The 7,367-nt window shown below is 39.7% G+C and carries 6 protein-coding genes; 2 read left to right on the top strand and 4 right to left on the bottom strand.

Annotated features, from left to right (window positions below):
* Positions 1-194: 194 nt before the first annotated feature.
* The gene (locus tag Q0954_RS31975; protein WP_299465420.1) at positions 195-1,274 is read right to left on the bottom strand and encodes an endonuclease/exonuclease/phosphatase family protein; all 1,080 of its coding nucleotides are present in this window, start codon (positions 1,272-1,274) and stop codon (positions 195-197) included.
* 893 nt (positions 1,275-2,167) lie between these two features.
* Positions 2,168-2,962 (bottom strand): hypothetical protein, encoded by a 795-nt coding sequence (locus Q0954_RS31980; RefSeq protein WP_299465423.1) that lies wholly within the window; start codon positions 2,960-2,962, stop codon positions 2,168-2,170.
* Positions 2,963-3,155: 193 nt separating this feature from the next.
* On the opposite strand from Q0954_RS31980, the gene Q0954_RS31985 reads away from it, so the two are divergent.
* Positions 3,156-4,193 carry a bestrophin family protein gene (locus tag Q0954_RS31985; protein ID WP_299465426.1) on the top strand — a complete coding sequence of 346 codons (1,038 nt, stop codon included), beginning with the start codon at positions 3,156-3,158 and terminating at the stop codon, positions 4,191-4,193.
* A 297-nt stretch (positions 4,194-4,490) separates the two neighbouring features.
* On the opposite strand, the gene Q0954_RS31990 is transcribed toward Q0954_RS31985, so the two are convergent.
* Positions 4,491-5,384 (bottom strand): diacylglycerol kinase family protein, encoded by an 894-nt coding sequence (locus tag Q0954_RS31990; RefSeq protein WP_299465429.1) that lies wholly within the window; start codon positions 5,382-5,384, stop codon positions 4,491-4,493.
* Between the two features lie 5 nt (positions 5,385-5,389).
* Complete coding sequence (locus Q0954_RS31995) at positions 5,390-6,313, bottom strand: App1 family protein (RefSeq protein WP_299465432.1); 924 nt, start codon at positions 6,311-6,313, stop codon at positions 5,390-5,392.
* A 224-nt stretch (positions 6,314-6,537) separates the two neighbouring features.
* Here Q0954_RS31995 and Q0954_RS32000 point away from each other — a divergent pair, with 224 nt between their 5' ends.
* Positions 6,538-7,122 carry a hypothetical protein gene (locus Q0954_RS32000; RefSeq protein WP_299465434.1) on the top strand — a complete coding sequence of 195 codons (585 nt, stop codon included), beginning with the start codon at positions 6,538-6,540 and terminating at the stop codon, positions 7,120-7,122.
* The last annotated feature ends 245 nt before the right edge of the window (positions 7,123-7,367 follow it).

A 7,367-nucleotide genomic window follows, 5' to 3' on the forward strand; every position in this document is an offset into this window, starting at 1 on the left:
ACTTTGTTAAAAAATAGCCGAATAGCGATGCTATTAGCCGACCATCCCTCAAGCTCGCTCAACATCCACTGGATATTACCGTGCCTCGTCTAGCAACAAAATATTTTAGCGTTACTATAGAAATTTATTTTTACACCATTCCCTAGAGAGTTTTGCACTTACCAAAAATCACTTTATGTCTATTTATGTCTACTTTATTTCAGACTAAACTCAGCCATAAGCGGCAAGTGATCGGAAATACTCCAAGTATCTTTTTGCCCAATACCAGTTTTTCTTAAGTCAATATTTTTAGAAAAAAATATGTAGTCGATGGTTCTATCAGGCTGCTTTACTCTAGGGTCATTGGGAAAGTGCGTAAACCATTCTGCTCGATTTTCGCCACGGGTTTGCTCTATATTGGGCACTGCCTGATAGTCATTAAAAAATGAGGCAATTTCGGTTTTTGGTTTGTAATACTTTTTCTGGTATTCGGGTAACTTTCTATAGGCATTGCCTACTGGCAATAGGTTAAAGTCTCCCCCCAGTAACCAGGGGTGTCCCTGCTTGGTGCGCTTTTTCAGCATTTTGTTTACATGGGCTACTTGTTGTTCCATAGTTTTGGTGCCTTGGGCAAACGCCGAAAGGTGGGTGTTTAACACTAACAAATCTTTGTTGCCTTCTACAGGCATTTTTGTTTCCAATACAGCGCGCTTGAGGTAAAACTGTTGCACTAAAAAGTTTTGAGGAATCAAGGGCAGTTGATGACGAACACCTTCACTTATTTTGTATTTAGAAATGGTAGATAGTTTCATTCCTACCGAGCCCATTACGTGAGGATCGGGCACAAAAGAAGCTTTCCAGTAAAAGGCTGAGCAATGGCATTGATATGCTTTGTTAATCAAGCCCAACAATCGCTTGAGTTGGTCTTCTTTGTCAGTACGGGCAGCGCCTTCGTCTATTTCTTGTAATAAAATAATATCGGGATCTTCTTGAGTGATAATTCGGGCTACTTCTTTGATTGTCAGTGATATAGAATCTTTTGAAGGGCGTGTGTCCGGACCAGAATTATCGAGCAGGTCATAAAAAAACACATAGCCTTTGCCTGCCATATACTGTACGTTCCAGCTCAACACCTTGAGCGATTGTCCTGCTTTGAGAGTGGGAGCATCTTTGCCACAGGTTACTTGTTCTTTTTGTATTGCTTTGGGGTGGTAGGTAGCCAAATATACCCAAGTAAAAAACACACCCGTTAAGACCAATACTGTGATCATAAACCATTTAAAAAATTTTCGCATAATTAATCGCAACTTGTTGCTTTCTCCATCTTGTTCTTAGAGCTTGTCTAATAGTTGGCGGTGCTCCGAATACAAGCTGAGTTTACGAGACCTTACCAAAAAAAACCAGATAGACGAGCCATCAGGTGGCATTACCTCTCTGTTTTTGTTGCTTTTTTAGTTCTCCGGTGTTAAAAAACACCCCACTAGTGCATTGGGTACTAAGTTACTCACATATTCTTTGACGTCCCCGAATCAAGTTCGGCTTACAGCTCCGAGCTTGTTCTCGGAGGACTGTGAGCTTTTGCCCCCTGACGAGTCGTAAAAAAGTTAGATAGCTATGGCTATCCGCCATTTTTACGACTCGTCAGAAAACAAAATTCATCCAAATTAATAGGCAACTTATTTAATCCCCAATGCACTAGTAAACTACACTTATCAGAAAGCCCTCATTGAACTTATTGTGTAAATAAAATACAATAATAGGCAGGCTATGTGAAATATGCTAACAATAGTCCATAGTATTTAGTCCATAGTCCGTAGCTGATCCGAGTAAATGTTTACCTTGTTAAACCCTGTAAATCAGTAGTTTATACTAAAGTTGTTTACCTACTTTATTTTTAAAAGGATTTCAGTTTTAGGTCTACGCCGTGCAATTAAATAGTTTTTAAAATCATAACCTACTGATAACCAGTAGTCAACTTTGGCTAAAATCACTGCGGAGTATTGATGCTAAGTAACTGATCTAAAAATACCCAAAAGCAGAGTTTAGGGAGTTTGACTATGTAGGTCTAAGGCATACGCTTTATGTAAAGGCGCTGTTGTACAATTTATTACACTATGGCGAAAAAGCTTATACAACAAAGCCAGCCTCAAGAGGTTGAGGCTGGCTTTGTTGGTAAAAAAAATCACCATTACTTTTTTTTGTTCATCTGTATTTTTTGAAGCTCTTGCGCTTTTTTCTGCACCTCTGGGTCACTGGCAAACTTCATTTGTGACTTCATCAATACCCCCATCGATGTATAAGGATTGTACCCCTTATTAATTAACATGGTTTCCATGCTTCGCATCATAGCCATCGCATTTACCATTTCAGCTTTAGCACCTTTTGTCTTTTTCATCACCACGATCATGTCATCCATCGTTTCTATGAGTCCTTTTTTGTCAAGCTCAGGCATAGTGGGCAAAGCCGATAATTCGTCTACCATTTTTTTGCTGCGCCACAACCAACCAAATTCGTAAGGGTCAAACTTCATTTGCTTTGACATACCTGGGCTATTCTCCTTAATTTCTGAGGCAATTGCTTTTTCGGCATTTTTAAACATATTTTCTGCCTTTGCCTTATTATTCATTCCAGGGTCAGCTGGCATCATGATGAGTTCGTCTTTGCTTTTTTGATTAAAGAAACCAATGGAGTATCTTTCTTTGTCTACCTCTTGCAATAACATTTTTCCTTTGCCATTCTTTACTACCGATTTCAGCACTTTAAACTTCTTACCTCTTTCTTTCATTTCTTTGCCATTGGTGGCCACTGTATAAGCCACTTGGTCTTTGGTAAAAACAGCTGTCATCTTTATACTCATCATTCCCATGCTTCGCTGATAAATCCACTCACCCTTTGGCAACTTATGTTGGGCTTGGGTGCTCAAGCTTAAGCCAGTCAAGAGAATAAAAGTAAATAAGGTGTAAATTGATACTTGCTTTTTCATAAAATAAAAACATTAGTTATAGTCTGCTAAGTAACGTAAAATGAGCCACTAAGTAATCGTTTTTACACAAAAAATCACATGGGCAACTCATCTTTACTACCAAGCCTTCTTCAAAGTCGCCAGCTTTATAAATCTTTGCTATATTGCCAACAAAAAACAAATATTTTGCTCACCCTAATCTTTTGTCAATTCAATGTACGTTGTAAAAACCCTGGGATTTAAAAAAGTTATTCAATTTACCGGACATCATATTGTCTGGATTGCCACCTGGATGACCACCGTAGTTTTGGTATACAGGTATGCCAAGTTAAGCTGGTTGGTAGTACCCTGGCTGCCTTTGTCAATCGTGGGTACGGCTGTTGCCTTTTACCTTGGGTTTAAAAACAACAGCGCCTATGCCCGTATGTGGGAAGCCCGCAAAATATGGGGAGCTATAGTCAACTCAAGCCGTTCGTGGGGCATGTATGTCAACAGTTTTATTAGCAACCAGTTTGCTACACAAGCTTTATCGCCTCAACAACTTCACGAAATAAAAAAAGCCTTGATTTATCGTCATATAGGGTGGTTGTATACCTTGAGGCAACAATTGCTGGTGGTGACGCCCTGGGAACACGCCAATCAATCGGGCTTGGTGGGCAAACAAGGGCGAATGTATAGAAAAACTACAGGGGTGGGACTTGTAGAGGAAGAGCACAACCAAAGCACACTTGATAATTTTGTGTCTGCCGAAGAGCAACAGCGCATGAGTCAATATGCCAACCCTGCCACCCAACTCATCAACCAACAGGCTACCGAACTTGCCGACTTACAGCAAAAAGGTTTGACAGATCATTTTAGGCATGTAGAGCTACAGGCAATTCTTAAAGACTTTTATACTCAGCAGGGCAAATGCGAACGTATCAAAAAATTTCCGTTGCCCCGTCAATACAATAATATGAGCCTGACCTTTGTAGGCATATTTATTCTTTTGCTCCCTTTCGGGATGATTTCTGAGTTTAGCAAACTGGGTGAACTAGGTATATGGTTGTCTATTCCTTTTGGTACACTGGTATCGTGGGTGTACATTGTAATGGAACTGGTGGGCGAATATTCTGAAAATCCTTTTCAGGGAATGGCAAACGATATTCCAATGTTGTCGTTGTGTCGTACTATAGAAATTGACCTCAGAGAAATGTTGGGAGAAACTGACTTGCCTGCCCCTATTGAGGCTAAAAAAGGGATTTTGATGTAAAATACACCTAACATCCATCTAAGGTATTTATAACCCTTTAGAAGTCCACGCATTTTATAATATCCATAGTCGCTTATAGCGACCCAGCACCATATTGCAAGGGTTTTACACCAAATAAGTTGCAGCAAGCCCTTAGATACTGATGTAATTAGCTATAAGTTACAGGTAAGTATAACTCTCTCATAGTATGATAGTTATATTTAATGTTGACTTGTTACTTATGATGAAAAAACTACCCTTTACTGGTTTTTGAAAACTAGTAAAGGGTAATCCATCCGAAAAAACACTTTACCCAAACTATACGTATGGGTTGTCTTGGTGGGTAATCAACTGCACCACACCAGGCAAAATACTCACGTCAATAGTCTCAACCTCACCTATTACCTCACCATCTAGTTGCAGTACACGAGGCGTTTCCAAACAAATGCAGGCTTCTCTAGTAGTGATAATGGTGCTGTGTTCGTCGTCGAAAAACCGAGGATCAAATTTAGACAACCCTGCATTGATCACTGACTTAACACTTAACTTCTCTATGACCACCAATTCAAATTGCCCATCCAGGGGGTTGCCCGACAGGTTGAGCGGTATGCCTGTACCATATTTTTGGGCATTGCAGATGGCCACCATAATGGCCGACTTTTCTATGGACTCTCCGTTGGCCTCTATCTTTACCTCAAAAGGAGCTAGGTTTACCAATTCGCCCAACAAATACTTGGCATAGGTCATCATTCCTCGATTTGGGTCATTTTCGTACTTGTTTACCAATTCGGCATTGGTGCCTACATCGCCAATGTGCAACAGTTGATGCGTTTTATTTACCTGCAACAAGTCTAAGGATACAGTCATTTGTGACAACAATAAATCTTTGAATGCTTCTGTAGGATCACTGTTTATCCCTAACTCTTCTGCCATGCCGTTGGCAGAACCTAAGGGTACAATACCCATGGTATAACGGGTGCCTTGCAAAGCAATAGACGCAAATTGTACCGTACCATCTCCCCCTACTACTGCTACTCTATCTGGTTGATAATCATTTAATTGTTTTTCAAAACACTCTTTGTCATTGTTTCCGGTAGTTTCAAACACTTGAAAATCTATGCCATACTTGTTGCACAATTGATGGGCTACTTCCATAAAAGGGGTTTTGTCTACCCCACCCGAAATGGGATTTACTAAAAATAAAAGCTTCATAAATGTTAGGTTGCCTGTTTTAATTCCTTAAGTAACTCTGATTCTTTTTCTGCCGAGTCAGCATCATTAAAATACATCGCATTTACTCCGGTTTCTTCAAGTTTTTGCCATTGTTCCTCGTTTCTTCTAAACCCGGTTTGTCTAATATACACTTTTAGAATCTTGTCGGGATACATTTTTGCCACTTGGGTATATATCTCCATATCCCGCTGTGAGTCATCGCCCATTAAAACCAATTTTTTATTGGGTAGGTTTTCACAAATTAACTTTAAGAAATTAAACTTATAATCTTTGCCCTTTTTAGCATTAAATAATTGCCTTAGGCTCAAATAAGGAGTGAGTAACAAAGGTCCCTCGGGCAGTTGCTGGTATTGAACTACCGCCGAAATCAACCCAAACAGGTTGCTTTCACTTTTGGATAAATAAATTACTCTGGTACCAAAGTTTTTAAACTGCTTAAACAAGCCGTGTGAAAAAACAATGGTGCGGCGTTTTTTGGGGCGCCGAAAAAGTATGGTACCAATGCGTTTGATAAAAGAAGCGGTATGTGAAAGTAGAATAGTGTCATCAATATCTGACACAACTTCTATGTTGGCATTGGTGCGGTCAAATACTACTGGATAATGTGTAGGAAGTTCAAGCGATTGCCCTGCCACCTCTAGTCTTAACTCGGCAGTAACTTGTCCTTCTACCATTGTTGAGAAATACCCCTTATAGTTAGTAGTAACAGACGCTTGTTGTTGGTTGCCCAAATAAATGGTAAGTGACTGGTGCTTACAAACCGGGTGAAAGTAAGAACGCATCATGCGGATAAAATGCCCAAGCCAAGTAGAAGATGTAGTACTACTGCGTGGTTTGCCTCGTAACAAGGTACCAGTAATGAGTACTTTTTGATTGAATTGAACTGCTGCGAATTGCCATACATGCATTATTTAAAATAGTTTAGAAGTGGTTATTGGTTAAGCCTACCGATGATGATTACAAAGGTAATAGACCAAGCCAGTTTTTTATGTTTTCAGATGTAAAACAAACATGCCATTTGATAAGTTTTGAAAAAAATAGTCTACATCTGTTCTATCAAAAAAACCTTGCCCTAAAAACATCACATTGTAGCAATACTTCCCTAAATTGCCTGCCTAAAATAATTGTATTCATGAAATCTTACTTAAAACAACACCCTCCTTTTATTTCCATTGTTTTTATTGCTTTATTACTGGGGTTTGCCTTGCTTGTGGCTTTTGTACCCACCATTAGCCCTTACCTCATTCTACAAAAATCTGACTTGGCTACACCTACCCATTGGTACAAGTTATTGAGCTACTCGCTATACATCAAAGGGTTACAAAACTGGTTGGTACAAAGTATTATACTTTTATTGCTGGGGGCAGTCATAGAAAAGCAAATACACCAACCCCTTCACGTGATTGGGCTCATGCTACTATCAAGTATTGTAGGTGGGGTGAGTTTTATGTTGCTAAACACCCAGGCAGTACCCCTGGCTTCGCCTGGAATGATTATTTGGGGCTACAGCAGTGCTGCTATAGTGCTGGGGCTTAGCCATTGGTATCAGTCAGAAAGTGCCGAAAGGGTGGCTCTTATTGCTTGTGTTTTGCTCCTGTTGCTGCAAGTGATAGATTTTAATCTGACGGTATTTCTTTCACAAATGGTAGTTATGCTGGTAACAGGTGCTTTAGTTTGGCTGGGGTATGGCAAAAAAAGTGATAAGTCAGACAAGTGAGCCATTCAGGGTACAAACTTATCTTATAGTTATGTGAGTTTTTAGAGCCTTCCAAACTTGATTCGGAAGATTTAGCAGCTCGCTTACGCTTATAGAAGCACAACGTTATTCCGCAAATATATCCTTGAATTTGGTCTTGGCTGAGTTTAGATAGGTTACCTCCAAACGGCTTAGGAATGGTACCAAAATAAATTTACATTCTTAACCTCATCTTTTGAGGCTATACTTTGTTAAAAAATAGCCGA

The organism is uncultured Microscilla sp. (genome assembly GCF_947493425.1).
Taxonomy (GTDB): Bacteria; Bacteroidota; Bacteroidia; order Cytophagales; family Microscillaceae; genus Microscilla.

Bases quoted from the DNA above. Each gene is read 5' to 3' on its own strand.
- Q0954_RS31975 (WP_299465420.1), bottom strand. From the start codon at position 1,274: ATGCGAAAATTTTTTAAATGGTTTATGATCACAGTATTGGTCTTAACG.
- Q0954_RS32000 (WP_299465434.1), top strand. From the start codon at position 6,538: ATGAAATCTTACTTAAAACAACACCCTCCTTTTATTTCCATTGTTTTT.
- Q0954_RS31985 (WP_299465426.1), top strand. From the start codon at position 3,156: ATGTACGTTGTAAAAACCCTGGGATTTAAAAAAGTTATTCAATTTACC.
- Q0954_RS31995 (WP_299465432.1), bottom strand. From the start codon at position 6,313: ATGCATGTATGGCAATTCGCAGCAGTTCAATTCAATCAAAAAGTACTC.
- Q0954_RS31980 (WP_299465423.1), bottom strand. From the start codon at position 2,962: ATGAAAAAGCAAGTATCAATTTACACCTTATTTACTTTTATTCTCTTG.
- Q0954_RS31990 (WP_299465429.1), bottom strand. From the start codon at position 5,384: ATGAAGCTTTTATTTTTAGTAAATCCCATTTCGGGTGGGGTAGACAAA.